The organism is Hyphomicrobiales bacterium (assembly GCA_016710435.1).
Classification (GTDB): domain Bacteria; phylum Pseudomonadota; class Alphaproteobacteria; order Rhizobiales; family Aestuariivirgaceae; genus Aestuariivirga.
Map to the genome: position 1 here is coordinate 2720792 of JADJVV010000001.1, position 26394 is coordinate 2747185.

Sequence of the window (26394 nt, forward strand, 5' to 3'; positions counted from 1 at the left end):
CGGCTCACCTGTCGGCGTAGACCTTTTCGATATAGGGCGTCTTGACCATGCCCGAGCGCAGGCGCCAGGCGCTGTGCGCCAACAGGGTAGTGACAATGATCAGGCCGCCCCAGAGCACGGCGGGGCTTGGCACTTCGCCGAACAGCATCCAGATCCAGATGGGCGTGAGCACGGTTTCCAGAAGAAAGAACATGCTCACGTCGACCGATGGCAGATAACGCGGCCCGTTGGCGATCAGCGTGGACGACAGCGGGATGATGAACAGGCCGTTCAGGACGAGCCACAGCCAGGCCGGTGCGCCAAAACCTGCGGGATGGAAGAGTGTCGACAGGTCGGCATGAAAGAAAACCAGGGCCACGAAAGCAGAGGCGAGACTCCCCAGACCGAGGCTGGTGGCGACATTCTTGCCGCTGCCGCGAATGATGGTGAAGGCAGCCGCCGTGCAGCAGGCGCAGGTGAGGGCCATCAGGTCGCCCACCAACTTGCTGCTGTGAAGACCGTCGCGGATGATGATGAAGACACCCAGGAACGCGAGTAGCGACGACACCCAGGTGAAGGCATGCACCGCCTCACCGAGGAAGATGCGCGAGAAGATGGCCGTCAGAATGGGCACCAGCGCCAGGATGAACACCACGTTGGCGATATCCGTTTCCACCGACGCGCCAATGAAGGCGATGTTGGCGATGGTGTTGGTGAGGATGACGGCAAGCCCCGCGCGTCCGGCAATGAAGGGGCCATTGGGGCCGCGAATGATGCGGACGATGAGCCAGCTGACCGTGATGGAAAAGAACAGCAGAAGCCCACGCCCCGCGACCATCGCCCACTTCTCCGCTCCTGCCAGCCGCAACAGCGGCAGGTCCAGGGTGAACAGCAATCCGCCGATGGTGGTGATCAGAAATCCAAATTTCAGGAGAGACCGTGAAGCGGGTAAGGTCATGATCGACGTGTCACCAAGCTTTCGGTTTGGGAGAATGCTGGCACTCTCCCGTTTGTAGGGGCAGGCAGACGAGCAACTATTTTAAGTAGAGTCGCCTCTCCTCTAGACAACCTTATTTAAAGGATATGTCAAGGGAGCACGCAGAATTTGCCTCTGAATTGAGCAATTCGCCAATAAGGGAAAATATCCCTTTTTCGCGTGCGACCCGCCTGAAACCGCCGAAACTTGCGCTCTCCCAGCAATTCGCTTATAGCCCCGCCCGTTCGCCCGGCGTCGTTCACCCCTGGAGGAAGGCCGGGCCTTTTGTTGTTTGGAGAAGACTTATGTCGAAAATCGTGACGATCAAAGCTGCCGCGCGCAGCAAGGCAGGTAAGGGGGCCTCTCGTTCCGTCCGCCGTACCGGAGACATTCCGGGCGTGGTGTATGGTGACAAGCAGGACCCGCAGCTGATTTCGCTGACCTACAAGGCCGTGCACCCGCACGTCGAAACCGGCCGTTTCCTGTCCACCCTCGTTGACCTGGACATCGATGGCAAGACCATCCGCGCCATTCCGCGCGACGTGCAGTTCGAGCCGGTCAAGGACCGCATCATCCATGTGGACTTCCTGCGTCTCGGCAAGGACGCCCGCATCGTCGTTGAAATTCCGGTTCACTTCAGGAACCAGGAAGCAGCCCCGGGCCTCAAGGCCGGTGGCACGCTCAACATCGTGTCGCACTCGGTCAACCTCTATTGCCCGGCCGACTTCATTCCCGATGACATCATGGTCGACCTGACCGGCATGCAGATCGGCCAGAACATCCACCTTTCGGACATCAAGCTGCCCGACCGCGTGACCTCCGCCGTGCGCGAGAACGTGACCCTCGTCACGCTGTCGTCCAAGGCCAAGGAAGAGGAAGCTCCGGTGGAAGCCATTTCGGCCGAAGTTCCGGCGTCGGCCCAGAAGGCTCCGGTTGCAGCGCCTGGTGCTGCCGCTGCGCCTGCCAAGGGTGCCGCTCCGGCTAAGGGTGCTGCTCCGGCCAAGGGCGCTGCCCCGGCCGCTGCCGCCGCCGCGCCGAAGAAGAAGTAACGCCGGCGAACGCGCCGGGAGGCCCCGATGTTCCTGTTCGCAGGTCTTGGCAATCCCGGTGCGAAATACGCCCACAACCGGCACAACATTGGTTTCATGGCGGTGGACGAGATTGTCCGCCGCCATTCCTTTTCGCCCTGGCGCAAGAAATTCCAGTCCGAGATGTCGGAAGGAACGCTTGCCGGTGAAAAGGTGCTGGTGCTGAAGCCGCAGACCTACATGAACGAGTCCGGCCGCGCCGTGGGCGAAGCTGTGCGTTTCCACAATATTCCCCTGTCGCAGGTCTACGTCTTCTACGACGAGCTTGACCTCGATCCAGGCAAGCTGCGCGTGAAAACAGGCGGCGGTGCTGCGGGCCACAACGGCATCCGCTCGATCTCCGCCCACATCGGCCCGGACTACAAGCGCGTCCGTCTCGGCATCGGCCATCCCGGCGTCAAGGAACTGGTACAGCCCCACGTGCTCGGCGATTTCGCCAAGCAGGACCGTGAGTGGCTGAAGCTGCTGCTTGAGTCGGTTGCCGACAATGCAGGCATGCTGGCCGAAGGGCAGGACGAGAAATACCAGAGCAAGGTCCACCTCGCGGTTTATCCGCCCCGGCCCAATGCTCCGCGCAAGCCGGAATAGGGCGGCCATTTCTCCCTTGCTTCTGCCGCCCTGCCGTAGCAGGAACCCCGGCAACTGACTGACCGATTGAATCAAGGATTTCGAGAACCATGGGTTTCAAATGTGGCATTGTGGGCCTGCCGAATGTGGGCAAGTCCACGCTGTTCAATGCGCTGACGCAGACCTCCGCCGCGCAGGCCGCCAACTATCCGTTCTGCACCATTGAGCCGAACGTCGGCGACGTCGGCGTTCCCGATGAACGTCTGGAGAAACTCGCGGCCATCGCCGGCTCGGGCCAGATCATCCCCACCCGCCTCACCTTCGTCGATATCGCAGGCCTCGTGAAGGGCGCCTCCAAGGGCGAAGGCCTCGGCAACCAGTTCCTTGCCAACATCCGCGAGACCGATGCCATCGCCCATGTGGTACGCTGCTTCGAGGACGGCGACATCACCCACGTCTCGGGCCGCATCGATCCGGTGTCCGACATCGAGGTCATCGAGACGGAACTGATGCTGGCGGACCTGGACTCGCTTGAGAAGCGTTACGTCAACACCGAGAAGAAGGCCAAGCAGGGCGACAAGGAAGCGAAGGAACTCGCGGACCTGATGCACCGCGCCCTCGTACTGCTGCGCGAGGGCAAGCCCGCCCGCCTCGTCGAACGCTCGCACGAGGAAGAGGTGATGTTCCGCGGCCTCGGCCTCCTGTCGTCGAAGCCCGTGCTCTATGTCTGCAACGTGGAAGAGGGCAGCGCAGACAAGGGCAATGACTTCTCCGACAAGGTGAAGGCCTTCGCCGAAAAGGAAGGCAACAAGTCGGTCGTCGTTTCCGCCAAGATCGAAAGCGAGATCGCCATCCTGCCGCTGGCGGACCAGAAGGACTACCTCGACGCCGTGGGCCTGCATGAACCGGGCCTCAACCGCGTGATCCGCGAAGGCTATGCACTGCTTGGCCTCCTCACCTATTTCACCGTTGGCCCCAAGGAAGCGCGCGCCTGGACGATCACCAAGGGCACCAAGGCCCCCGCGGCGGCTGGCGTCATTCACACCGATTTCGAAAAGGGCTTTATCCGCTCTGAAACCATCGCCTACGACGACTACATCGCCAACAACGGCGAATCCGGCGCCAAGACAGCGGGCAAGTTCCGCCTCGAAGGCAAGGAATACGTGGTGGCCGACGGCGACGTGATGCACTTCCGCTTCAATACGTGAGCGCCATGCTGCACTTCGAGGATTTTCGCGAGGGGCAGACATTTCCGCTAGGACCGCACCGGATTACCGAGGAGGCGATCATCTCCTTTGCGCGTGAATTCGATCCGCAGCCGTTTCATCTCGATGCGGAGGCAGCCCGGCATTCACTCCTCGGCGGCCTCGCGGCCAGCGGCTGGCATTCCACTGCCATGCTCATGCGCCTGATGTGCGATGCCTGCCTCTCGCGTTCGTCCATCCTCGGTTCCAGCGGCATGGACGAGGTGAAGTGGCTTGCACCCGTGCTGGCGGGAGATGTCCTCTCCGGCACGTTCGAGATCACGGCCACCCGCACCTCGGCCTCGCGCCCCGGCATTGGCATCGTGAACTTCACCTCGCGCCTCGCCGGAAGCGACGGCATGGCGAAGGTCGAGATGACCGGCATGTTCTTCGTGCGGAGGAGGGCCGCATGATCGGGCTTTTCCTGGAAGACATGAAGATCGGCACCGTCATTGCGCAGGGCACCTACGCTTTCACGGACGAAAACATCCGCGCCTACTCCACGGCCTTCGCGCCGGTGGGCTTCCACATGAATGCAGGCGAAGCGGCGCAAGGTCTGTTCGGCAAGACGGCGGCAGCGGGCTTCCATACCTGTTCGGCCTGGATGGCGCGCTTCGTCGCAACGAACGCAAAAGCACGCGATGCCGCTCAGGCAGCAGGCATGGCGCTCCCCGACATCGGTCCGTCACCGGGCATATCCAATATCCGCTGGCCGCGCCCGGTGCATGCTGGCGACGGGATTGTGTACCGCTCCACCATCATCGCCACGCGCGCGCTCACATCGAGGCCCGGATGGGGCATGGTGACATTCCGCGCCGAGGGCCACAATCCGGCGGGCGCGTTGGTGATGAGCTTCGAAGGCCGGGTTCTGGTGCAGGCCAGGGGCGCAACACCGGCTTAAGCCTGCGTCTCTTCTGCCCTTTATTGTCCGGGGACATGCTGGTATGGCGCTGAAACTGGGCATGCGACGGCAACAATCTTTGGTTGCGGGGGTCTCGTGGCATGCCGGCAGACTGACGGCACGAGACGGGACACATCATGACGGTTTCCTCCAAGCTCTTCCGGGCCTTCGCATGCGCTGGCGTGCTCTCGGTCCTTTCCGCGCCCGCCTGGGCTGTTGCGGATTTCACCCTGCGCCGCGACCTCGACACGCGGAGCGAGTCCAACTGCACGGGCGAGACGGCCTTTGGCAACCTGGTGGCCGATGCCGCCCGCAAGATCCACGCCTCGGACGTGGCGCTCATTCCCTGCACGGCCATCAGCGGCAATCGCAGCCATGCCAAGGGCGAAAGTTTCGATGCCACCGCAGCCTCCGCCGAAATCGCGCCGGCGGCACAGGTGGTGCAGATCGAGGTCAGCGGACAGCAGTTGCTGGAGACGCTGGAGCAGGCGCTTTCCTCCGCGCCCGCCTCTTCAAACACCTTCCTGCAAGTCGCCGGCATTCGCATGGAAGTGAATCTCACAAAGCCCGCAGGCCAGCGCATCGTGAAACTCACTTCCAATGGCGCGGCACTCGACTTCACCCGAACCTACCGCGTGGCGATCACCGAAGATGCCGCCAAGGCCTTCGCATCCCTCGCCGGAGCGAAGAAGGTGGAAGGACAGCCCTCGGCTCTCGGCGCCGGTGTCGCCACGCACCTTCAGGCGGTGGGCGTTCGCGATATCAAGGTTCTGGGCCGCATCAAGTTCACACGCTAATCCCGCCACATTGATTGGCTCAACCCGGTCTGACGGACCGGGAGAACACCTGCATGAAATGGATCGCCGCTGCGGTCGCCGCGCTTGCCGTCGCAGGCTTGGCTGCATTCGGAGCATATGAAACTTATTTGTGGGGCTGGTGGCGCATGAACAACCCGTCGCTTGAACGTTTCCCCGTACAGGGCGTGGACGTGAGCCACCATCAGGGGCTCATCGACTGGCAGAGAGTGGAGGTCGACCCCCGCATCTCCTTCGCCTACCTCAAGGCCACCGAGGGCGGCGACCACAGGGACAGGCAATTCGCCCAGAACTGGGCAGCGCTGAAGACGACACGGATTGCCCGCGGCGCCTATCACTTTTTCACCTTCTGCCGTCCCGGCCGCGAGCAGGCCGAAAACCTGCTCAGCGTCATGCCGCTGGAGCCGGGCACGCTGCCGGTGGCCATCGACCTGGAATTTGGCGGCAACTGCAACCGGCGACCGACGGTGGAGGAGCTCGCCACCGAACTGGAAGATTTCGTCTCTCTCCTGCGCGACCGTGACGACCGCGCGCCCGTCTTCTATGTCACGCCGGAATTCTTCAGCGCCTACTTGGCGGGACAGGAAGGCGCCTATCCCGCGCACCTCCTGTGGCTGCGTAACATCTACGGTGAACCCGCCCACGACGGCTGCAACGGTTGGACATTCTGGCAATATGCGGGGCAGGGCCTCATTGACGGCATCACCGGCCCTGTTGATCTCAACGCCTATTGCGGAGACGGACAGGCCTTCAACGCCCTGCGCAAGCGCTGACGATCACTGCCCCACGGACATGCGCTTGGGCATTTCCGGCGGTGCGGCGATGGGAACGCTACGCGCTACCTTGTAGGCAAGATCGTGATTGAAGAAGCCGCGCATGGCAATGTCGATGGCCGCGTCCTTCTTCATCATCTGCAACAGCGCCGCGCGGTTCCAGGCAATGCACTCTGCTCCCTCTTTCAGCACCACGGTGGCGGAGGCCGGCAGGTCGCTGAGGAAAGCGATCTCGCCAAGGAACGCGCCCGATTGCAGGGTTGTCGTCTGCCGGTTCTTGATGATCTGCGCCTCACCCTTGAGCAGGTAGTAGAGCCGGTCCGGCTTCATGCCTTCGGTGAGAATGGCTGCACCACCGCCGGGAACACGCACCGTGCGCGCCGTGAGTTTGCGGAATTGGCCGGGCGTGAGCACGGCAATGCGGTCAAACAGCGGGCGCAGGTCTTCCGCGATGCCGAAATCCAGCCGCCCGCCGAAGACGAGCGCGATCATGACGATGTTGGCGAGGAACGACACCACCTTCCAGAACAGCGGATCGAACAGGGGCCCACCCGGCACGGAATAATAGTAGAGGCCTTGCAGGAACAGGCTCACACCCATGAGCAGGCGCAGCTGCAATTGATCACGCAACAGGAAGGCGAGAAACGCCATCAGGTTGGAAAAGTGGAAGAGCAGCACGAAGATGCTGCCGAAAATGGGAATGCTCAGGTCCAAAACAGTCTCTCACAAACCCCCGCAAAGACAATTGCGAGGGACGGTCGCCCTGTCAATGGCGACCGCTCAATGGAACCGGCGGTCCATCCAGTCGGCCGTGCGGAACCAGGCGCCGACCAGCGGCAGGAACCACGGGTTGCCGTGATAGAGGGGGCTCGTCAGAAATTCCGGTTGGTCGAAGGCGATGGTGCGGTTGGACTTGCCCACGATCTTCCGCGCCGTCTCGCGCCCGAGGAAGCTCATCATCGCCACGCCCGAACCGTTGCAGCCCAGGGCGAAATGCAGGCCGTCGAATTTGCCCATGTGGGGCAGTTCATCCATGGTGAAGGCAACATTTCCCGTCCAGGCATGGGTGATCTTCGTTCCCTTCAGCTGCGGGAAGCGGTCCAGCATGAAGCGGTGCAGAAGTGGTGCCGTCTCCACAGGATCCGTGAAGCCGAACTTGGCGCGCCCGCCGAAGATCATCCGCTTGCCGTCGGGGGAGAGGCGGTAATAGGTCAGCACGCGCCGCGTATCGGCGAAGCTGCGGTTCTTCGGACTGAGCGAGGCTGCAAGCTCCGGCGAAAGTTCTTCCGTCGCGATGATGTAGGAGCCGACCGGCACCACCCGGCGCTTGAACTGGGGCGTCACATCGCCGGTGTAGCCATTGGTGGCGATGATCACATGACCGGCGCGAATCGTGCCGCGTGGCGTCTTCACCGCCCAGGTGCCGCCCGCTTCTTGCGTCAGTCCATTCACCGGCGTGCGCGAGGCGATTGGCACGCCTGCCTTCTGCACCAGATCGAGCAGGCCCTTGTAATAGAGGGCAGGGTGCAGGTGCGCCGCCCGTCCCACCAGCATGCCGCCGAAATAATAGTCCGACCCGATTTCCTCGCGCTGCCGTTCGCGCGGCACCAGCACCGCATCGGACTGCGCCTCGGCGTTGAGCAGGTCCACTTTCTTCTTCATCGCGTCATAATGCGACTGGCACCACGCCCCGAGGAAATAGCCCGTCTTGGTCCAGCCGCAATCGATGGCGTTGTCGCGGATCAGGTCCTCGATGTTGGTGAAAGCGTCAACGGCATCGTTGAGGAATGGCTTCGCTTCCTCCGGTGTCATGGCCTTGTTGACCATGCGCTTGCCGACATTCACGCCGGCCGAGACCAGACCACCGCTCCGCGTGGACCCGCCGAAGCCTGGTTCGGCGGCATCCAGCACGATTGATTCGATGCCGTTCCGCGCCAGTTCCAGCGCCGCACTCATGCCGGCATAGCCGCCCCCGACGATGGCCACGGCCACGTTCCGCGGCAGGTCCACCTCGGGCAGTGCCTTCGGCTCATGTGCCTCCCACCAATAGGGTTTTGCCTTGAAGCTGGGATGGAACAGGGCCTGTGACATGAACAACACTCCGGAATGAAATCAGGATAGGGGGAGGAGACTTACACGCGCAAGTGAGCGGAACCCCCTCGACGGGCAACCCCGCTTCGCCTATCTTGCAACCCTTCCAGTCCGTCGGGAACATCATCATGCGGCTTCGCCAGCTCCTCATCGCCCTTTTCGTCAGCTTCATCGGCCTGTCCGCAATGGCGGACCTCGCCCTTGCCGCCAAAGTCGAAATCATCATCAACAAGGTCTCGCAGAAGATGACCGTGAAGGTGGATGGTGACACCGAATATGTCTGGCCCGTCTCCACTGGCGCTCCCGGCTATGAAACGCCCGGCGGCACCTACAAGCCCTTCCGCATGGAGGCCGAGCACTTCTCCAAGGAATGGGACGATGCACCCATGCCGCACTCGATCTTCTTCACCGGTCAGGGCCACGCCATCCATGGCAGCTTCCATGTGAAGAGCCTCGGCCGCCGTGCCTCGCATGGTTGCGTGCGGCTTCACCCCGACAACGCGGCGATCCTGTTTGACCTCGTGAAGAAGAACGGCATGTCCAACACCTCCGTGGTGCTGCGTGGCGGCCTGTTCGATTTCGGCACCCGCACGGCCTCCACCACGCCGCGCAAGGCCTGGTGGCTCTCGGGCAACAAGCCCCAGCGCAGCTTCTCCCAGATCGGCAACGACATGGAAAAGACCATCAAGGGCAAGGACACCAAGAAGAAGCCCAAGAAGGTCGCCTTGAAGTGCACCGTGAAGGACGGCAAGAAGACCTGCAAGAAGCCCTTCACACTGTTTGGTTCGACGGAAGGCTGACGCCTTCCGGTCAGGCCACGGCTTCGACGATTCGGATGTCGCGATCCGCGGCATCGCCCAGGGCAACGAGTGCCTCCTGATAGGCCGGGCTGTCATGGGCCGCGACTGCTGCCGCAACGCTGTCGAACTCAATCAACACCACCCGCTGCAAGATGCCGTTCTCATAGGCGTGGGCCGGAAGGCCGCGGGCGAGGACGCGCCCGCCCGCTGCCTTGATCGCGGGTGCTGCAACCGCAGCATAGGCGGCCATTTTCTCCGGATTCCTGATTTCGCGATAGGTCGCAACCCAATAGGCCTTGCTCATTGCTGTCTCCATGCGTCGGCGTCGGCGGCCACAATAGCCACGCCGCCGCAAACTTGACAAATCGGGGCCTCCATGCGCTTTAGCGCGTGAATTTTAAGGTTTTCCCGAGGTTTTCAATGACTCACCGTTACCGCAGCCACACCTGCGGCGCACTGCGCGCCGAACACGCTGGTGGCGAAACCCGCCTGTCTGGCTGGGTGCACCGCGTGCGCGATCATGGCGGCGTGCTCTTCATCGACCTGCGCGACCATTACGGCATGACGCAGGTGGTGGCAGACCCGGATTCACCGGCCTTCAAGACGGCCGAGCGGGTGCGTTCGGAATGGGTGATCCGCGTCGATGGCAAGGTCCGTCCGCGCCCCGCGGGCACCGAAAACAAGGACATGCCCACGGGCCTCGTCGAAGTCTACGCCACCGAAATCGAAGTGCTGAGCCAGGCCGCGGAATTGCCGCTGCCCGTCTTCGGCGAACCCGACTATCCCGAGGACACGCGCCTCAAGTACCGCTTCCTCGATCTCCGCCGCGAGACGCTGCACAGGAACATCATGACGCGCACCCGCGTCGTGGCCGGCCTGCGCAACCGCATGAACGAGATCGGCTTCAACGAATTCTCGACGCCGATCCTCACCGCCTCGTCGCCCGAGGGCGCGCGCGACTTCCTCGTGCCGAGCCGCATTCACCCCGGCAAGTTCTTCGCGCTGCCGCAGGCGCCGCAGCAGTACAAGCAGCTCCTGATGGTGGCTGGCTTCGACCGCTACTTCCAGATTGCGCCGTGCTTCCGCGATGAAGACCCGCGGGCCGACCGCCTGCCGGGCGAATTCTACCAGCTCGACCTGGAAATGAGCTTCGTCACCCAGGACGACCTCTTCGCCACCATGGAGCCGGTGATACTCGATACCTTCGCTGCCTTCGCCAACGGCAAGACCGTGCGCAAGGACGTGCCGCGCATTCCCTACGACGTCTCCATGCGCAAGTACGGCACTGACAAGCCGGACCTCCGCAACCCCGTCGAGATGCAGGCGGTGACGCAGCACTTTGCAGGTTCAGGCTTCAAGGTCTTCGCGGGCATGATCGCCAACGACCCGAAGGTGGAAGTCTGGGCCGTTCCAGCACCAAAGGGCGGCAGCCGCGCCTTCTGTGACCGCATGAACTCCTGGGCGCAAGGCGAAGGACAGCCGGGTCTTGGCTATGTCTTCTGGCGCGAAGGCGAGGAGGGCGGTGCCGGCCCCATCGCCAAGAACATCGGGCCGGAACGCACGGACGCGATCCGCACGCAACTTGGCCTCGGCGTGGGTGATGCCGTTTTCTTCGTGGCGGGGCGGCCCGAGAAGTTCGTGAAGTTCGCCGGCGACGCCCGCACCCGCGTGGGCAAGGAGCTGGCGCTCACCAACGAGAACGAATTTGCCCTCGCCTGGATCGTCGATTTCCCATTCTATGAGTACGACGAAGAGGAAAAGCAGGTGGCCTTCTGCCACAATCCCTTCTCCATGCCGCAAGGCGGGATGGAGGCGTTGCAGACGCAGGACCCGCTCACCATCAAGGCCTTCCAGTACGATATGGTGTGCAACGGCTTCGAGATCGCGAGCGGATCGATCCGCAACCATTCCCCCGAAACCATGGTCAAGGCCTTCGAGATCGCGGGCATGAACAAGGCCGTGGTGGAGGAGAAGTTCGGTGGCATGTACCGCGCCTTCCAGTATGGCGCACCGCCCCACGGCGGCATGGCCTTCGGCGTGGACCGGATCGTGATGCTGCTGGTGGGGGCCACCAACCTCCGCGAGATCACGCTGTTCCCCATGAACCAGCAGGCCCAGGACCTGCTGATGGGGGCGCCTTCGGATGCCACGCCCAAACAGTTGCGCGAACTCCACATCCGCCTGAATTTGCCGGAAGCGTGAGGTAACGGTGCGTTAACCCGCTTGTCTGAATCTGCCGTGTTGGGATAGGAAGCGGGGGCTTTCACAAAGAGGTCTTGAATGAAGCGGATTCTGTTCGCGGCGGCCCTGAGCCTTGCCGTTACCCTGCCGGTGGCGGCACCGGCCCTGTCTGCCCCGGCAACCAGCCAGGAGCAGGCCATTCTTCTCAAGAAGAAGAAGGCATTGGCCGCCAAGCTGGCCGCTGAAAAGGCGCTCAAGGAAGCCGATGCCGAAGCAGCGCAGCTGAAGAAGGCCAAGGCCAAGCAGCCCAGCATCTTCGCGCGCAGGAAGCCTGTGGTCGCTGAGAAGCAGGCCGATCTCAAGAGCAAGGCCAAGCGCAAGACACTGCGCATTGAACCGGCGATGGATCGCCGCGTCACCGGCAAGCGCGATTGCACCGGCTTCATGGATTGCCTGTTCGGCAAGCGCAACGTGCGCGTCACCCGCAATCCCAGACTGCAGACGGCGTCCTTCGCCGCCAATGCCGGCCTTTCCAACAAGACCACCCATGAAACCGTGAACTGGACCGAGAGCAAGTATCCGGCCGGGTCTCTCGTGGTGAAGACGCCGGAACGCGCCCTCTACTACGTTCTCGGCGATGGTGAAGCGATCCGCTATTCCGTCGGCGTGGGCAAGGAAGGCATGCAGTGGAGCGGTAACTCCACCATCGTGCGCAAGCAGGAGTGGCCGTCGTGGACGCCGCCCCAGGTGATGATCGAGCGTGAAGCGGCCAAGGGCCACTACATTCCCGACTTCATGGAAGGCGGCCCCGGCAATCCGCTCGGTGCCCGCGCCATGTATATCGGTGGCTCCATGTACCGCGTGCACGGCACCAACAACGAAGCCTCGATCGGCGGTGCCGTCTCGTCCGGCTGCATTCGCATGATGAACGCCGACGTGATCGACCTTTACGAACGCGTCAAGATCGGCTCGAAGATCTACGTCTATCAGTAAGGGGCAAGACTCCCCGAATGCAAAAGGCCACCTCCGGGTGGCCTTTTTGTTTGGAGCCGGGGCGAACCACGCCTTCCAATCTGTTCCGCGCCAGTTCTTTTCCCAACGGCTGGTTTGGCAACCATGTGGCGGGTATCTAACTGTTCACTCAGCAATCGCTGTGAAAGCGATCATCGCAACACGCCAACTTCAAAAACAAATCGGCTCCGGTGGCAATGCCGACCGGAGCCGATTGAAGAGAAAGCTCTTGTCGAAGAAGAATTACTTCTTGGCGGCCTTCTTGGCCTTCTTCGCCTTCTTGGGCGCCTTCTTCACGGCCTTCTTAGCGGCCTTCTTTGCTTTCTTCGCAGCCATAGTCATCTCCTAGAGATTTGGTTGTTAATGCCCCACAACGCAGGCTCTACAGTAAGTGATCCAAGCTGTTGCATGGCATTCATGCCTTTCACGCGCTTGTCACTGAACACTTACTGAACCCGTTTGTGTGATTCGGCAATATGCCGACCACATCTTGTGTGTCTCACGGAAGTGCCTAACAACTGGTAAAAATTCAGGTGCTTCAATGTTTTCTCCGTGTACGGAGGAAATAAAATGGAGGCGGTGCAGGCTGGAAAACCGTTGTTTTGTAGGGATGCTCCGTAGGCGGATCAATGGCCGGATTTTCGCCAGAAAGGCTGCTGAATTTCTTGTCCATCCGTTGCGTTCGAACGCTTATCCACAAATATTTTGTCAGAGCATTCGCGGATCGGCATCGATGACGTGTGTTGAAGGGGCTCTGCGATGCGCTTCGAGCTGCTCAATGAGATGAGTCTCCATCAAAAAAAGGGCCGGAGCTTGCCGCGCCGGCCCTTCGCGTCACGAGTGACGGTTGATTACGAGCAGCCGCTCGTCGATCCGCAGGTGTCGCACTTCATGCAAGTGCCGTTGCGGACCATGGTGTAGTTGCCGCATTCCGAACAGCAGTCGCCTTCGTAACCCTTGAGGCGGGCCTCGGTGCGGCGGTCCATGACGGCGACTTGCACCGGTTCGGACAGTGTCACCTTCGCTTCCACGATCTCGGCGGCAAGAGCCAGCGCCCCCACGGTTTCGCCCGCGCGCATCTGCAGCGCATGGGCAGGCGATGTCGGGGCTGCAACCTGCATGCCCTGTGGCATCACCACCACGTTGGAGAGGTTGGTCTTTCGCACGAAGCCGGTGGAAAGGAAGCGCTGCGCCGGAACCGAGGTGGGGCTGCGCACGTCCGTGCCGCTGTTCTCGCCCTTGCCCAGCGAGTCGAAGCCGAATTCCGAAGGCTCCACATGGGCGAGGTCGTTGCGGCCCAGGTAGGACACGGCCAGTTCGCGGAACACGTAGTCCAGGATCGACGTGGCGTTCTTGATCGAGTCATTGCCCTGCACCATGCCGGCCGGTTCGAACTTCGTGAAGGTGAAGGCATCCACGTATTCTTCCAGCGGTACGCCGTACTGCAGGCCGACCGAGACGGCGATGGCGAAGTTGTTCATCATCGCGCGCAGGGCCGCACCTTCCTTGTGCATGTCGATGAACAGCTCGCCCAGGCGGCCGTCATCATATTCACCTGTACGGAGATAGACCTTGTGACCACCCACGACGGCCTTCTGGGTATAGCCCTTGCGCCGGGAGGGTAGCTTCTCGCGCTCGCGGATCATCACCCGCTCGACGATGCGCTCAACAACCGTCTCGACTCGCGCCGGCAGCGACTTCGCCACCAGGGCATCCGCCACGTCATCAGCCATGTCGTCCTCGTCCGCGATCAGCTGGGCCGAGAGCGGTTGCGACAGCTTGGAACCATCGCGGTAGAGTGCGTTGGCCTTGATGCCGAGCTTCCACGACAGCATGTAGGCTGCCGCGCAATCCTCAACCGCCGCATCATTCGGCATGTTGATCGTCTTGGAGATGGCCCCCGAGATGAAGGGCTGCGAGGCTGCCATCATGCGGATATGGCTGTCGACCGAGAGGAAGCGCTTGCCGATGCGCCCGCACGGATTGGCGCAATCGAACACCGGCAGGTGCTCGTCCTTGAGGCCAGGTGCGCCTTCCAGCGTCATGGCGCCACAGACATGGATGTTGGCCTTGTCGATGTCGGACTTGGAGAAGCCGACGTGGGCCAGCATGTCGAAGGCAAAGTCGTTCAGCTGCGCATCCGTGAGCTTCAGTTCCGACTTGCAGAAGTCTTCGCCCAGCGTCCACTTGTTGAACACGAACTTGATGTCGAAGGCCGAAGCGAGGCCCGCCTCGATCTTTTGTATCTGCGCATCGCCGAAGCCCCTGGCGCGAAGCTGCGCGTGGTTCAGGGCAGGGCTGTCCGCCAGCGTGCCGTGGCCCACGGCATAGCCGATGATTCTTTCGATCTGTTCCTGGGCATATCCGAGCGTTCGGAGCGCTTCCGGCACCGCCTGGTTGATGATCTTGAAGTAGCCGCCACCGGCGAGCTTCTTGAATTTCACCAGCGCGAAGTCGGGTTCGATGCCCGTGGTATCGCAGTCCATGACGAGGCCGATCGTGCCCGTGGGGGCAACAACGGTGGCCTGCGCATTGCGGTAGCCATGCTTCTCACCCAGATCCACGGCGAGATCCCAGGCGCGGCGCGCGGCTGCGGCCAGCGACTTGTCCGGAAGGTCGTTCTCGTCCAACGGCACCGGAGCGACATTCACGCCCTCGTAGCCCACGGCTGCGCCGTAAGCCGCGCGGCGGTGGTTGCGCATCACCCGCAGCATGTGCTCGCGGTTCTTGGCGAAGCCCGCAAACGTGCCGCGCTCCTTGGCCATCTCGGCCGAAGTCGCATAGGCAATACCGGTCATGATGGCCGAAATGGCGGCACAGATGGCGCGGCCTTCGTGGCTGTCATAGGGGATGCCCGCCGTCATCAGCAGGCCGCCGATGTTGGCAAAGCCCAGGCCCAGGGTGCGGTAGTCGTAGGAGAGCCGGGCGATTTCCTTGGAGGGGAACTGCGCCATCAACACCGAGATTTCCAGCACAACGGTCCACAGGCGCGTGGCATGTTCGTAGGCCGCGATGTCGAAGGAACCATCGGCTTTCTTGAACTGGATGAGGTTCAGCGAGGCGAGGTTGCACGCCGTGTCGTCCAGGAACATGTATTCCGAGCAGGGGTTCGAGGCACGGATGTCGCCGCTCGCCTTGCAGGTATGCCAGTCGTTGATGGTGGTGTGGAACTGGATGCCCGGATCGGCCGAGGCCCATGCGGCATAGCCGATCTTGTCCCAAAGGGCGCGCGCCTTCATGGTCTTCATCGTCTTGCCGGTAATGCGGGCCTTGAGCGCCCAGTCACCATCCGTTTCGACAGCGCGCAGGAAGTCGTCGGTCACGCGGACCGAGTTGTTGGAGTTCTGGCCGGACACGGTGCGATAGGCCTCGCCGTCCCAATCCGTGTCATAGGTGTCGAACTGCAGTTCGGTGTAGCCCTGGCGCGCAAACTGTATGACGCGCTTGATGTAGTTGTCCGGCACCATGTTGCGGCGCGCGTCCCTGACGGCGCGCTTGAGGGCCGGGTTCTTCTCGATTTCGAAGCAGTCGGCGCCCGGACCGTCGCAATTCACGCAAGCCTTCATGATGGCCGCGAGGTGCCTCTTGACGATCTTGGACCCGGTGACCAGGGAGGCAACCTTCTCCTCCTCCTTCACCTTCCAATCGACGTACTGCTCAATATCCGGATGATCGACGTCAACGACCACCATCTTGGCGGCGCGGCGCGTCGTGCCGCCCGACTTGATGGCGCCCGCCGCACGGTCGCCGATCTTGAGGAAGCTCATGAGGCCGGAGGACTTGCCGCCACCGGCCAGCTTTTCGCCTTCGCCGCGGAGGTAGGAGAAATTGGAGCCGGTGCCGGAGCCATACTTGAACAGGCGCGCCTCGCGCACCCACAGGTCCATGATGCCGCCCTCGTTCACGAGGTCGTCGGCGATCGACTGGATGAAGCAGGCATGCGGCTGCGGATGCTCATAGGCCGTCTTGGAGCGGGTGAGCTTGCCCGTTTCGTGATCGACATAATAATGACCCTGCGACGGACCATCGATGCCATAGGCCCAATGCAGGCCGGTGTTGAACCACTGCGGCGAATTCGGCGCGCAGATCTGGCGGGCCAGCATGGCGCAATGTTCGTCGTAGAAGGCGCGTGCATCGTCTTCCGAATCGAAATAGCCGCCCTTCCAGCCCCAATAGGTCCAAGTACCGGCCAGGCGGTTGAACACCTGCTTGGCCGAACGTTCGCCCGTCACGCGGTCCTTCTCGGGCACACCTTCCAGCGCCGTCTCGTCGGCAGCCGAACGCCACAGCCATGACGGCACGGTTTCTTCTTCGATGCGCTTGAGAGACTTGGGAACGCCCGCCTTGCGGAAATACTTCTGGGCGAGAATGTCGGTCGCGACCTGCGACCAGGCGGCGGGCACTTCGATGCCCTCCAGGCGGAAGACGATGCTCCCATCCGGATTCTTGATTTCACTCACGGCCTTGCGGAAATCGATCCCGTCATAAGCATCCCGTCCAGCCGTCGTGAAGCGCCGCTCAATTTTCATCTTCTTCGCCCTCTAATTCGCAATCTTTTGACCCGCGGACACGCAAAAGCGCCCACGGATATGTCCCAACCCGCGTTCAACACCTGACCTGTTTTGGCGATTGTTACGCCCCCAACATCACGACGCAGGACACCACGGACAACGCCGCAGACCCACTCGGTAACTCACCTTTTGGCCTCGTGATCTTGGATGCTGATAGTATGCCGCCCGCAGAAACCCGTCAATACCTAGTGTGTTAACGAAAGGTTAATACCAGATATTGTGTCCCCGGGCCCCAGCGCCCTGTGGACATCCGCAAGATCATCCGATTCTGCCCCGAACCTCAAGCGCCATAAGGATATAAGCCACAGGGCGGAATGGCGCAGTGGATTAACGCTGGGTTAACCTTGACAGCCGTCAAGGGGCGGAGGTCAAAATAATGTCGGGCTGTTGACCGTCGGCCAGTTCTGGTCACCTCCAGCCTATCTCAACCCGCGCGCGTAAACGGACCTCAATTCGGTTCAAATGCAATCGCAGGAAGGAATCGCGATCCGAACCTGTCTGCCTTGATCCTGCGTGAAGCAGGGACTGATTCTCACCGCGCAGCCCACCGGCATGTCTCAGCCCGCATCGCGGAGGCGGGGAGGGCGAGGGGGAAGCGTTCGCGCAGCAACGTCTCCCGCTCCACCTGTGGAAAATGCTGGCGGAGGATCTCCGTTACCTTGCGCCGCGCGTGATCGCGGATGCCGGGCTTTCCCGCCGCATGCCAGTCGCTGAGCGATTGCCGATCTGCCACCTGGGGATAGAGGAACTCGCTTTCCATCCGTTGCAGCGTCTGCGTGTGGCCGAGGTAGTGATTGGGGCCACGCAGGCACACGTCTTCCATGACCTCGTAGGACAAAGTCTCGTCCGTGACCTCAATGCCGCGCAGCGTACGTTGCGTGGCGCCGAGGATTTCGTTGTCCATCACCATGGCCTCGAAGCTCGTGGCCATCAGCGACGACATCATGCCCGCCGCCTCGTAGATCATGTTGCCTCCCGAAAGGCCGGCGAGCGCAAGCGTCAGACCCTTTTCCATGCCGGCCTGGTAGTCGAGTGCTTTGGAGTCGGTCATGCCCGCCGCCACGGACCCCGGCAGGTCGTAGAAGCGGGCAAGCTGTGCCGCACCGGCCATGAGCAGAGCTTCCTCGCCGGAACCACCCGAGAAGGCGCCCGTGCGAAGATCCGACACGAACACCCAGTTCCCGAACATCATGCGGGCACCCTTGCGGGTGAGATGAACCTGCACCAGCGCCGCCAGCGTTTCCGCCACCGATTGCACCAGCGCGCCTGCCAGTGCCGCAGGTGCGGTGGCCCCGGCTTGCGGAGCCACACACATGTCGGAGGTGAGCCCCAATTCTGCACAGCGCACCTGCACCTCGCTGGTGTCGTGGCCAAAGCGGAGCGGTGAGACGACAGGGCAGTGGCCGATCGTGCAGATGGGCCGCCTGAGAAACGCGCCATCGCCACCGAGGGCCGCATCGAACAACCGCACGAGGTTGTCGAGATGCCGCGCCGTCGCGATGGAGAAGCCGAACGACTTGCTGGTGCCCGCCAATCCCGCATAGGCGATGGAGAGATCATGCGAAGTGATGTCATCGATGTCGGTGGCAACGACCGTCTGACCGCAGTGGTGAATGTGTTCCAACGCGTCGGCGAGGCGGTAGAAGTCGTAGAGGTCGGTGATGGTGGACGGGCGGTGCTCGCCCGTCTCGAAGTCGATGACGCGCACGGCTTCTCCGGCGGTGGCGAAATGTACCGCATCGCCACCGATCTCCCGGTCGTGGCGTGGATCGCGGGCGAAGAGGGGAATGCGGCGGGGTGCTGCGGCAACTGCGTCCTCCACCAGTGAAGATGGAATGCGCAGCCGTCCCTCGGGAGAAAGCGTGCATCCTGCCTCCAGCGCGCGGGCGCGTGTTGCGGGGATAGGGTCTGCCATGCCGATCCGCGACAGCACCTCAAGCGCCGTGGTGTGGATGCGCTCCATGTCGTGTTCGGAAAGCGCCTTGTATTGACCTCCGGACAGGCCGGGCCACACGGCCTGCGACTCTCGCCCCGTAGCCCGCCGTGCCGCCACGCGCGCCGCCCGGCCTCCAGCCCGAAGGACATTCCCAAGGTGTTGATCTGCCATGGTCTTATATCTTTGATTGACTGTTCAGTCAGCGTATCAGGTGGAATGACCAGCGGCAAGGGCGGAGATGGCAGGGCTCAGTGTGGAGGTTGCCTTCCTTTTACCGGCCGTGCGCTCTCCACCGGCCCCAGCGCCCACAGAACAGGCAGCGCCAGCAGCGACGCCGCCGTGAGCAGCCACCAGCAATCGTTGATTGCGTCAGTGAGACTGGCGTTCTGGATCAGGTCCATGATACCCATCATGCTCATTGCATCATCGGGCGAGGGCAGCGTCTCCAGCGGGATGCCGAGGTGCTGCGCCGCCGCGGCTGGGTTCGATGTCATCTCCGCCATCAGTACGTCCGCGTGACTTGGACCGCGCGTGAACATCACCGTGTCCATGATGGCGATACCGATGGCGCCGCCAATATTGCGCACCACATTGAACAGCCCCGAGGCATCGCTGACCACCGCGATCGGTTGCAGTGCCAGCGCCATGCGGATCGGTGGAAGGATGCACAGCGCCACCGCCGCTCCGCGCACCACCTGTGCCCACCACACGTCCGCCTCGCCCGATGCCACCGTGAGCCGGGCATTGAGTGCAAGGCCCAGCGCAAACAGGATGAAGCCCGCCGCCGTGAGAAGCCGCGCATCGAACCGCCGGTCCAACCACACGCTCACTGGCGCGGCAATGATCTGCGTGAAGCCCATGGTGATTGTGATGAGGCCGATGGCGAGCGGCGTCATGCCGCCGACGAAGGCGAAGAACACAGGAAGAATATAGACGGAGGCAAACAGGATGAAGCCCAGGATGAAGCTCAGCATGCAGCCGAAGGTGAGGCTGCGGTCCCTCAAGAGGTGAAACATGATGGCGGGGGAAGTACGCCGCACCGACAGCACCAGCATGATCGCCGACGCGGCAAAGAGCGAGATCACCAGCAGCGAGAGCCAGCCATCGCGCGGTGCCTGTTTCAGCCCGACGATGAGGAAGCCCAGTGCCAGGCCGAAGGCGATGAGGGAGAGCCAATCCAGCTCGCGCAGCAGGCGGCCCCGCGTGGTGTGACCCGGCAGCGCCAGGAAGCCCGCCGCGGCTGCAAGTGCTCCCGGCACCACGTTGATCAGGAACAGCCAGTGCCACGAATAGTGTTCGGTCAGCCAGCCACCCGTGACCGGCCCGAGCGTGGGCGCGAGCACAGCGAGAAAACCGGCTGCTGTCGTGGCCAATGTCTGTTCGAGGCTGCGCGGGAACAGCAGGAAGATGGCGGAGAACACGATGGGGATCAGCACGCCGCCCGCGAAACCCTGAATGACGCGCCAGCCCATGAGGTCCCAGAAGCCGAGGCTTGCCGCACAGCCGATGGAGGCAAGCGTGAACACGCCAAGCGCCCCCACGAAGAGCCGCTGCATGCCGAACACACGCATGAGGAGACCGATGATCGGGATGGCGATGACCTCTGCGATGAGATACGATGTCTGCACCCAGCTCATCCGGTCGGCGCCAATATCCAGCGCTTCCTCGATGGTCTTGAGTGAGGTGACGACCACCTGAATGTCCAGGATCGCCATGAACATGCCAACACACAAGGCAATGAATCCCACCCAGCGGCGGACGTGAGGCAGATGGTGATACGTGCTGACAGCAAGAGATTCGGACGGCATGGCCGGCACATTGGCTGCGCCGCATTGATCCTGCCAGCGCTTTTGCTGGCTGTTGAAAAGGCGCAAGCCCTGAACTGGGAAGGGCACGACGACTGGTTTCTCGACAACGCACCCTTTCATGAGTTCTTTGAAGGTGTGCCGCCGCCCAAGGTGAAGCCGCTGCCGGACTGCGACGCCCGCCAGTCTGCCTACGAGGAGAACCGCTACGAACAGATTCCCTTGCCCGGCGTGAACTGCCGCAAGGCGTCACCGAAGACCGGAAGCTGACGCAACCGTGACCCTTCTCGGCTTCCACCTCCATTCCGCCCCTGGCGACATTAGCGTCAGCACGCTGCTGATGTGGCTGCACCTGATGGGTGGCAATGCGGCGCGCCTCGACACGAACTGGAGCGACTATCAGGCCCCGCCACAGCCCGCATCCTTCAACAGCGCCGCGGTTGGCCTGTCCGATGGGCGCTTCCGCGACTATCTGATGCGGCGGGGCTACGGCTCGGCGGGCGAAAACCTGCGTCCGCCGCTCGATGGCTTGCGCGCGGCGGAACGGGACGGAGTTCGGCCCGTCTTCAATTTCGGCATCATCCGCGATTGGGCGATGCGGCCCCGCGCGGACTTTCCGCAAACGCCGGCAGGCCAGCGCCAATGGGAGAGTGCGATTGCTGATCCAGCATCCCCAGGCGAATTCCTCCACGACTTCATTGTCTATGCCACACGTCAGCCAGACGGATTGAAGGCCATTGCCAACGTGGCGGGCTGGCAGATGTTCAACGAAGTGGGCGGCGTCTACGGTGAACGGCCGGAACAACTGCCCCGCGACGATTATTTTCGCATCGGCGAACGCACGCTGGCGCTGGTGCATGATGCCTATGCCGCGGTGGATTGGAAGAATGCTGCCGCTGCTGCACCTCCACCCGTCATCATGCCGTCGCTCGGTGGCGCTCACGATCCACTCTTCTTCGATGCGATGTTTGACTACCCGGTGACAGACAAGGCCGCAGCGAATGTGGAGGGAGGGCTGGCGATGGAGGCCGTGGCCCTTCATCCCTATGGCGCGCGTGTGGAGCCATGGCTCGATCCCGTCACGGACGAGGAATTGGGGGATGCCACCAAGTCCAACGGCATCTATCACCGCCTCCTGCGCCCCACTGACGACCGCCTCACGTGGCAGTCGCTGGTCACGCGCGATGTTGCACAAAGCAAGGCGCTGGGTCTGTCGTTCTTTGCCGATGCCGCCAACCCGGCCGAGGCCTGGTTCGACCGCAACAGCGAGCAGGGCATTGATCAGACGATGGCGCAACTGGCGCAGAATGGCTACGGGGCCGCGCGCTTCCATTTCACCGAATGGGGCAACCCCACCTATCGCGGCAGTGCCGCTGGAGGGGCGGAGTCCCTGTGGGATACAGCCTTCGCGGACCCGTACAAGTACGGGGTCATCACAGCAGGAAGTGTGCTGCCGCAACCGGTGGCGGAAAATCTCCAGGCCGAATCCGTTTTGCAGATGCTGGGCCTGCTCGAAAGCTGGGATGCCGTCGATACCGCCACCGTCTACGAAATGTTTGACCAGAAGGCAGGCGAATACGAAGGCGAGTTCGGATTGGCGCGTGGGCTCACGGCCACGGGGCAACCCGACTGGAAGCCGGCTGGCCTCGCCTATGCGGCCTATCTCTCCGGCAGCGAGTTTCACCGCGTTGACATTTTGGGCGGTGAAGGCAACCGCGGCGTTGACCTCCACATCGCTGCCCAAGGACCGCAAGGGGCATTCGATGAGGCGAAACGTGAGTCCGCGGCCAACGAGCTCGTGCTGTTGCGCGAAGGCGCCGACCACTTCGACGCCGGCGCCGGCGACGACATCGCCTTCGGTGGCCCCGGCAATGATGATCTGGCAGGCGGCGACGGATACGACCGCCTCTACGGCGGCCCTGGCAACGACACGCTCTCCGGCGGAAGTGGCGCCGACAAGCTGAAGGGCGATGCAGGCGATGACACGCTCACGGGCGGAAAGGGGGCGGATCACTTCGTCTTCGCGGCATACGGAACATCAGGCAGCGGCTTCGCAGGACACGACACGATCACCGATTTCAATCCGGGGGAGGACCGGTTGCTGATCACGGGTGGCTATCGCATGGCCGACCTTTTCAGCAGTGCGCTTTACCCTCATCTTGCCGTAGACACGGATGCAGGCTTGCGCCTCACCTATGCCGACAATGGCGCCACCATCCTGCTCAGGGGCGTGAAGCGCGCCGCGCTGACGCCGCTCAACTTCCACATCCTCCAGTCAGATCGCACCGTGGCCTTCGGCCTGACCCCGGATCACACGATCGAGGGCACGTCGGCGGGCGATGATTTGAAGGGCACACCGGGCGACGACCTGATCTCCGGCGGCCGGGGCGCGGACAGAATGACGGGCGGCAATGGCAACGACACTTATGTGGTGGATGCGCCGGACGACACGGTGACCGAAACCGTGCAGGGCGGACACGACCGCATCGTCGCGCGCGTGAGCATCGCGAGGCTGCCCGACCAGGTGGAGGACGTGCTGCTTGACAGCTGGAAGCCGCTCGATGCCACGGGCAACGTGCTCGCCAATGAAATCGCGGGCAACAACAACCGTAACAGCTTGCGGGGCGAAGGCGGCGATGATTTGCTGAACGGCGGTCCCAGCCGCGATACGCTGGACGGCGGTCCCGGCAACGACATTCTTTCAGGCGGCAGCGGCAACGATGTCTTCATCGTCAACGGCAGCGAGGGTGACGATGTCATTCTTGATTTTACCGTGGGAGACAAGCTCCGCATCATGCCCTCCACTGGTTTCAAGTCGCGAGTCGAAGTCCGCGCTGCCCTGGTGCAAAAGGGGCCTGATACCGTGCTTGTTTTTCCGGCGGGCGGGAAGCTGGTGTTACAGGCGATCACGGCTGCCGCGATCAACGACGACGCGATCGAACTGCCGTGAGAGCCGCTTGCACCGCGCTCGGCAATTTGCTTTGAGCCCTGACCATGCCCGCTTCCCAGGATCAGACCCTCTTCGACCTCCGCTGGGCGCGCAGTGAACGCGATCTCCTGTCGGCCCTGAGCGGCCTCTATGATGATGTCCCAGCCCTGGCGGAACGCCTCAGAGACTTGCTGCACCAGCGCTGGCAAGAACGGCCTGCGCCGCTGAAGGCCCTCGACCTTGCCCGCGACATCACGCCGGACTGGTTTCTCTCCGCGAAGAACATTGGCTACGTCTTGTATGTCGACCGCTTCGCTGAAACCTTGAAGGGCGTCGCGCAAAAACTTGATTACCTTGAGGAAATGGGCGCGACCTACGTCCATTTCATGCCCTGCCTCAAGCCCCGGCCCGCGCCCAACGACGGTGGCTATTCGGTGATGGACTACCGCGCCATCGACCCGCGTCTCGGCACCATGCAGGACCTCGAAGACGTGGCCACGGCCATGCGGGCACGTGGCATGAGCCTCTGCATCGACCTTGTCCTCAATCACACCGCCAAGGAACATGCCTGGGCCGAGAAGGCCCGCAAGGGCGATCCGAGATACCAGGCCTACTACTGGATGTTCGACACCGGGGTCGAGCCTGCGGCCTACGAGGAGTCGCTCGTCGAAATCTTTCCCGCCGACGCGCCCGGCAATTTCACCTTCTATCCCGACGTCGGCAAATGGGTCTGGACCACGTTTAACGAGCATCAGTGGGATCTGAACTGGTCCAACCCGGATGTCTTCGTCGAGATTGTGGATGTGATGCTCACGCTCGCGAACCGTGGCGTGGAGGCGCTCCGTCTCGATGCCGTGGCCTTCATGTGGAAGCGCCTCGGCACCAATTGCCAGAACCAGCCCGAGGTGCACGACATTCTGCAGGCTCTCCGCGCCGCCACCCGCATTGCAGCGCCAGCACTGATCCACAAGGCGGAGGCCATCGTCGCGCCACGTGATCTGGTGCCGTATCTGGGCCAGGGCCGCCACGCAGGCCGCGAGGCCAATCTCGCCTATCACAACAATCTCATGGTGCAGTTCTGGTCGTCTCTCGCCAGCCGCAACACCACGCTGATGACCCATGTGTTGGCCACGCATTTTCCGGAGAGCTTCCGCCACGCTTGCTGGGCCACCTATATCCGCTGCCACGACGACATCGGCTGGGCCATCACCGAGGAGGATGGCGGCGCCATTCCCGGTGTTTCCGGTCCCGGCCACCGCAACTTCCTCGCGGACTTCTATGCCGGAAAATTTCCGGGTACCTTTGCACGCGGCGCCATCTTCCAGGAAAACGCGGCGACGGGCGACCGGCGGAACAGCGGCACCTTCGCCAGCCTCGCAGGGTTGGAAGCAGCGCGCGAGTCCGGCAACGCGGACGAGATGGACATGGCCGTGCAACGCATGCTCATGGGCCACGCCCTGATCTGTTCCTTCGGTGGATTGCCCTTGCTCTACATGGGCGACGAGGTCGGCCTGCTGAACGATTTGGGCTATGCGGAAGTCCCCGAGCATGCCCACGACAACCGCTGGCTCCATCGCCCGCGCATGGACTGGGCCGCTGTTGCGGCAGCGCGGTCAGGCACAGGCCCGGAGGCGCGCCTCTTCGCCGGCGTGAAGCATATCATCCGCCGCCGCAAAGCCGTGCCGCACCTCGCCGCAGATGCACCCACCCGCATCGTCAGTCTCGGCAATGATGCACTCTTCGGCTTCCTCCGCCTGTCCGATGAGGGGACGCTGCTCGGCGTCTTCAACTTCACGGAAAACTGGGTGAGTCTGTCCGGCGAACGGTTGCGCAGTCTCGGCATCACAACCTTCCGCGATGTTCTGGGCGAAGGTGACGTGCCGCTCCATGCCGACGCGATTGCCGTGGCCCCTTACGGCCGCCTGTGGCTGGTCTGACTCAAAGCCAGTAGCGATAAACATAAACCGCCGTCATCAGCGTTCCCATGGCGATGACGAAGCGACGCAGCCAGATCACTGGCACGATCGCCAGCAGCTTGCCGCCGAGAAACCCCCCGATGAGCGCGCCAAGCAGCATCACCAGGGTCTGCGGCCAGGCGATCACACCTTGTGCGACAAAGATCACGATGGCCGCCCAGTTTGCGGCCGCACCCAGCATGTTCTTCACCGCGTTTGCGGTGCGCACGGCCCAGGCACTTGTCATGCTGAACAGCGCCATCAGCATCACGCCCATGCCAGCACCGAAATAGCCGCCGTAGATCGTGGTGGGCAGCAACGCCACCTGCCGCGCCAGCGGCGTGTCGTGGTGCGCAGAATCGGTGCGGCGCACCGCCGCCTGGATTTGTTTCGAGAAGGCGAAGATCAGCGTCGCCACGCCGATGAGCAGGGGTACGAGTGCGGTGAACACCCGGTCCGGAGTCCACAGCAGCAGCAGCGCTCCGGCAGCACCGCCAATCGCCGCAATCGCGATGTGAAGCCAAAGTGCCCCATCGAAGACCGGAAGCTGACTCCGTTCAGAGAGCACTCCGGTGAGGTTTCCGGGCGTCAGCGCCACGGAACTGGAGGCATTGGCAACCACGGGAGAAAGGCCCGCCGCCATCATCGCCGGGAAGGTGAAAAGTGTTGCGCCTCCCGCCACGGCATTGATGGCGCCGCCCATCACGCCCACTGCGAAAAGCAACAACATGATGTCCCAGGTCATTCGAAAGCCGTCTTTGATTTGTTTAAT

20 protein-coding genes and 1 pseudogene are annotated in these 26394 nt (G+C 62.5%); 13 read left to right on the forward strand and 8 right to left on the reverse strand.

The window, feature by feature from the left end:
* Positions 1–4: 4 nt before the first annotated feature.
* A complete protein-coding gene (locus IPM06_13240) occupies positions 5–937 on the reverse strand; it encodes a DMT family transporter (protein ID MBK8771389.1) in 933 nt (310 codons plus the stop codon).
* Positions 938–1260: 323 nt separating this feature from the next.
* Here IPM06_13240 and IPM06_13245 point away from each other — a divergent pair, with 323 nt between their 5' ends.
* The 7 genes from IPM06_13245 (at position 1261) to IPM06_13275 (ending at position 6343) form a co-directional block, all read left to right on the forward strand.
* Positions 1261–2004, forward strand: a complete 744-nt coding sequence (locus IPM06_13245) for a 50S ribosomal protein L25/general stress protein Ctc (protein MBK8771390.1) — start codon at positions 1261–1263, stop codon at positions 2002–2004.
* 27 nt (positions 2005–2031) lie between these two features.
* Positions 2032–2631: an aminoacyl-tRNA hydrolase gene (locus IPM06_13250; protein MBK8771391.1), complete on the forward strand. Its 600-nt coding sequence runs from the start codon at positions 2032–2034 to the stop codon at positions 2629–2631.
* 89 nt (positions 2632–2720) lie between these two features.
* Entirely contained in the window at positions 2721–3818 is a 1098-nt protein-coding gene (gene ychF / locus IPM06_13255) for a redox-regulated ATPase YchF (GenBank protein ID MBK8771392.1), read from the forward strand.
* Between the two features lie 5 nt (positions 3819–3823).
* Positions 3824–4267, forward strand: a complete 444-nt coding sequence (locus IPM06_13260) for a MaoC family dehydratase (GenBank protein ID MBK8771393.1) — start codon at positions 3824–3826, stop codon at positions 4265–4267.
* Positions 4264–4755: a dehydratase gene (locus IPM06_13265; GenBank protein ID MBK8771394.1), complete on the forward strand. Its 492-nt coding sequence runs from the start codon at positions 4264–4266 to the stop codon at positions 4753–4755. The genes IPM06_13260 and IPM06_13265 overlap by 4 nt, the downstream gene beginning before the upstream one ends.
* 137 nt (positions 4756–4892) lie before the next feature.
* Entirely contained in the window at positions 4893–5552 is a 660-nt protein-coding gene (locus IPM06_13270; protein MBK8771395.1) for a 5'-nucleotidase C-terminal domain-containing protein, read from the forward strand.
* 53 nt (positions 5553–5605) lie between these two features.
* Positions 5606–6343 carry a glycosyl hydrolase gene (locus IPM06_13275; GenBank protein ID MBK8771396.1) on the forward strand — a complete coding sequence of 246 codons (738 nt, stop codon included), beginning with the start codon at positions 5606–5608 and terminating at the stop codon, positions 6341–6343.
* A 3-nt stretch (positions 6344–6346) separates the two neighbouring features.
* Here the strand turns inward: IPM06_13275 and IPM06_13280 are convergent, their stop codons facing one another.
* Both IPM06_13280 and IPM06_13285 read right to left on the reverse strand, forming a co-directional pair.
* The gene (locus IPM06_13280) at positions 6347–7057 is read right to left on the reverse strand and encodes a cyclic nucleotide-binding domain-containing protein (protein ID MBK8771397.1); all 711 of its coding nucleotides are present in this window, start codon (positions 7055–7057) and stop codon (positions 6347–6349) included.
* 66 nt (positions 7058–7123) lie between these two features.
* Positions 7124–8440: an FAD-binding oxidoreductase gene (locus IPM06_13285; GenBank protein MBK8771398.1), complete on the reverse strand. Its 1317-nt coding sequence runs from the start codon at positions 8438–8440 to the stop codon at positions 7124–7126.
* A 179-nt stretch (positions 8441–8619) separates the two neighbouring features.
* Between IPM06_13285 and IPM06_13290 the strand changes: the two genes are divergently transcribed.
* A complete protein-coding gene (locus IPM06_13290; protein ID MBK8771399.1) occupies positions 8620–9234 on the forward strand; it encodes a L,D-transpeptidase in 615 nt (204 codons plus the stop codon).
* A gap of 10 nt (positions 9235–9244) precedes the next feature.
* On the opposite strand, the gene IPM06_13295 is transcribed toward IPM06_13290, so the two are convergent.
* The gene (locus tag IPM06_13295) at positions 9245–9538 is read right to left on the reverse strand and encodes a DUF1330 domain-containing protein (protein MBK8771400.1); all 294 of its coding nucleotides are present in this window, start codon (positions 9536–9538) and stop codon (positions 9245–9247) included.
* Between the two features lie 116 nt (positions 9539–9654).
* Here IPM06_13295 and aspS point away from each other — a divergent pair, with 116 nt between their 5' ends.
* Entirely contained in the window at positions 9655–11436 is a 1782-nt protein-coding gene (aspS, locus tag IPM06_13300) for an aspartate--tRNA ligase (protein ID MBK8771401.1), read from the forward strand.
* Between the two features lie 381 nt (positions 11437–11817).
* Positions 11818–12408, forward strand: a complete 591-nt coding sequence (locus IPM06_13305) for a L,D-transpeptidase (protein ID MBK8771402.1) — start codon at positions 11818–11820, stop codon at positions 12406–12408.
* An 869-nt stretch (positions 12409–13277) separates the two neighbouring features.
* Here IPM06_13305 and IPM06_13310 read toward each other — a convergent pair.
* The 3 genes and pseudogenes from IPM06_13310 to IPM06_13320 all read right to left on the reverse strand — a co-directional run bounded on the left by IPM06_13310 (position 13278) and on the right by IPM06_13320 (position 20766).
* Positions 13278–16955, reverse strand: a complete 3678-nt coding sequence (locus IPM06_13310) for a vitamin B12-dependent ribonucleotide reductase (protein ID MBK8771403.1) — start codon at positions 16953–16955, stop codon at positions 13278–13280.
* Positions 16956–17529: 574 nt separating this feature from the next.
* A complete protein-coding gene (locus tag IPM06_13315; GenBank protein ID MBK8771404.1) occupies positions 17530–19104 on the reverse strand; it encodes a trimethylamine methyltransferase family protein in 1575 nt (524 codons plus the stop codon).
* 77 nt (positions 19105–19181) lie between these two features.
* Positions 19182–20766 (reverse strand): annotated as a pseudogene (locus IPM06_13320) (DHA2 family efflux MFS transporter permease subunit).
* On the opposite strand from IPM06_13320, the gene IPM06_13325 reads away from it, so the two are divergent.
* The 3 genes from IPM06_13325 to IPM06_13335 are packed head-to-tail and all read left to right on the forward strand — an operon-like array spanning position 20703 to position 25604.
* Positions 20703–21008, forward strand: coding sequence for a hypothetical protein (locus tag IPM06_13325; GenBank protein MBK8771405.1), 306 nt, complete (start codon positions 20703–20705; stop codon positions 21006–21008). The pseudogene IPM06_13320 and the gene IPM06_13325 sit on opposite strands and share 64 nt — an antisense overlap.
* A gap of 7 nt (positions 21009–21015) precedes the next feature.
* The gene (locus tag IPM06_13330) at positions 21016–23688 is read left to right on the forward strand and encodes a calcium-binding protein (protein MBK8771406.1); all 2673 of its coding nucleotides are present in this window, start codon (positions 21016–21018) and stop codon (positions 23686–23688) included.
* 44 nt (positions 23689–23732) lie between these two features.
* A complete protein-coding gene (locus IPM06_13335) occupies positions 23733–25604 on the forward strand; it encodes an alpha-amylase (GenBank protein ID MBK8771407.1) in 1872 nt (623 codons plus the stop codon).
* 1 nt (position 25605) lies between these two features.
* Here IPM06_13335 and IPM06_13340 read toward each other — a convergent pair whose 3' ends face one another.
* A complete protein-coding gene (locus IPM06_13340; protein ID MBK8771408.1) occupies positions 25606–26367 on the reverse strand; it encodes a sulfite exporter TauE/SafE family protein in 762 nt (253 codons plus the stop codon).
* Between the last annotated feature and the right edge of the window lie 27 nt (positions 26368–26394).